This window comes from Micromonospora sp. NPDC049580, assembly GCF_040675595.1.
Lineage (GTDB): Bacteria > Actinomycetota > Actinomycetes > Mycobacteriales > Micromonosporaceae > Micromonospora.
This window is the reverse complement of the sequence record NZ_JBFAPG010000741.1, coordinates 1-1,985: the sequence shown is the minus strand read 5'-3', so window position 1 is coordinate 1,985 and position 1,985 is coordinate 1. Positions and strand designations below refer to the sequence as shown.

The window sequence follows — 1,985 nt, the reverse complement described above, 5'->3', positions numbered from 1 at the left end:
TCCAGTCAGGGTTGACTGCGGTGATCACCTGCACCCAGGGATCCTGACCGACCGTCCTGACTAGACAGACACCGGGGTTACGAGACGTCCCTTAGCTAGTCGGGGTGGCCGGATTTGAACCGACGACCTCTTCGTCCCGAACTCTTGGCGGTGGCTTCTGGTACGGCTGCGTCCAAGGGTCACAAGCGGCTTGTACAGGTCGGGAGCGGTGGGGCACCGCCTCTAGCCTTGCTGCACTCCCCTGCTGTCCACGTGCACAGTCGTCGGCCTGCGGCCGGCTGGCCCTCTTGGACCGCCGACGAGGCGTTGGCGGAGGGCTGCGACACCCGCCGGGGAAGCCTGGTCGGTGTTGTCGACCAGTGCCGGCAGATGTCGTTCTCTGTGGTCCAGACCTCGGCGTCTTGCCTACTTTGACCGTTGGCATCGGTGACGTACCACGGCGTTCGCTGACTTTTGGCTGACTCGTGGGCTTTGGGCCGGCTGCTACGCGGCCCGCCGCTTGCTCGCTCGCCTACTTCGGTGCAGCATCCCCCGACATGGTCGACGCCTTCGGCTTCATCGCCGACCTCTCGCCCTGGTCCCCATGGATGCCCTTCGCACTCGCGATTCAGCAGGCGCCACGGTTGCCTGGTGTGTACCTCGCGCGCCAACCGGCCCGCTTGGCTGCTCAGCTTCGCGACCGCATGCAAAAGGCCCAGGTCATGATCGGCGATTAAGCCTATGACCTGGGCTTTTCTATGGAGCCGCCTGACGGAATCGAACCGTCGACCTACGCATTACGAGATCAAATTGCCTGCCCCATCAACCTGGGCACATGGCGGTCTAGCAGCGGAAAGGCTTCTCGACTTCTCACACCGCTTCCCTGCGGTCCGCCGACCTCTTGCGGACCAGATGCCGACCGCCCATACGTGCGCCACCCTGCCCGCCGGCCTCGCAGCTCGCCCTACTTGATCTGAAGTTCTCGCCTCACAGCGTCCCTGAAGGCCGCGATCTGCTCATGGTAGTAACCGAATACCTCAGCCTCCAAATCGCCCTCCTCGTGCAGACGCGAGATTCCAATGAACCACTTGTTTAGGTTCCCGACTATTGCTCGCACATCATCCGAGGCAATTAAAATCACCTCCTCCGCCTTGAACATCAGCTCATTGAAGGGCTCGGACAATTCATCAGCCTTTTCTTTATCCTCTCGGTGAATGTAAAACTGCTGACCCGTGCGCTGAAGTTCCATGATGTAGCCAACGTAGACCTGCCGGCGTTCGGCGTGCCATCGCCGAGCGTCTTCTCTTCTGGCCTTCACGCGGTCAAGAGCGATCGTCACCACCTGGGATACCACTACACCGCCAATAGCAAACAGGCCAGCTAGAAGTGGTACCCCCCACCAAGGGGTCTGAGTCATACACGAACGGTAACTGCTGCTGCCATCGCCTCACCTGGCAGTCGTCCGTCGTCGTTGGACGGCCCGCCCCGCCAACCTGATCACATGCCAGCCGAACAGCGGAAACACCTCCCGACACCTCACACCACTCTCCTGCCGTCGGTCGGGCCTCTTGCGGACTAGAAGCGGCTCGCCACGACATCGGTGATCATCTCCCTGGCAAGTCGTCACCCCCGTCCAGTAGCCTGCCTGCGTGCTGACCGAAACCTGTCCTCGATGCTCAACTCGGTCCTTGTTCAGGATCGTCTGGACCGGCGATCCTGACTTTGGGTGGATCGGCGAAACGCGCTACAAGGCGGCATTGGTGTGCGTCGCGTGCGGCACTGCTGTCGCCGGCCTCGTCGACCAATCCGGAAAGACGATTTTCAGTCTGTGGGCCGACAGGGTCGCTGGGAAGGAATTCCCCGACGTCCCGGCCCACATCGCTGAGACTGCGGATGAGGCCCACAGGTGTCACAGCATTAAGGCATATCGAGCGGGAGTCCTGCTCGCTAGGTCGGTAATCGAGGCTACGGCCAAGGAAAAGGGCATCACGAATGGCGGGCTGATT

At 61.5% G+C, this 1,985-nt stretch carries 3 protein-coding genes; 2 read left to right on the top strand and 1 reads right to left on the bottom strand.

What is annotated here, in order from left to right; translation table 11 throughout:
- The first annotated feature begins 536 nt into the window (after positions 1–536).
- Positions 537–716, top strand: coding sequence for a hypothetical protein (locus AB0J68_RS31625; protein ID WP_363942487.1), 180 nt, complete (start codon positions 537–539; stop codon positions 714–716).
- 227 nt (positions 717–943) lie between these two features.
- Here AB0J68_RS31625 and AB0J68_RS31620 read toward each other — a convergent pair whose 3' ends face one another.
- Positions 944–1,396 carry a hypothetical protein gene (locus tag AB0J68_RS31620; RefSeq protein WP_363942484.1) on the bottom strand — a complete coding sequence of 151 codons (453 nt, stop codon included), beginning with the start codon at positions 1,394–1,396 and terminating at the stop codon, positions 944–946.
- Positions 1,397–1,628: 232 nt separating this feature from the next.
- Here AB0J68_RS31620 and AB0J68_RS31615 point away from each other — a divergent pair.
- Positions 1,629–1,985: hypothetical protein (locus AB0J68_RS31615; RefSeq protein WP_363942482.1), on the top strand; the 357-nt coding region annotated here is incomplete at its 3' end.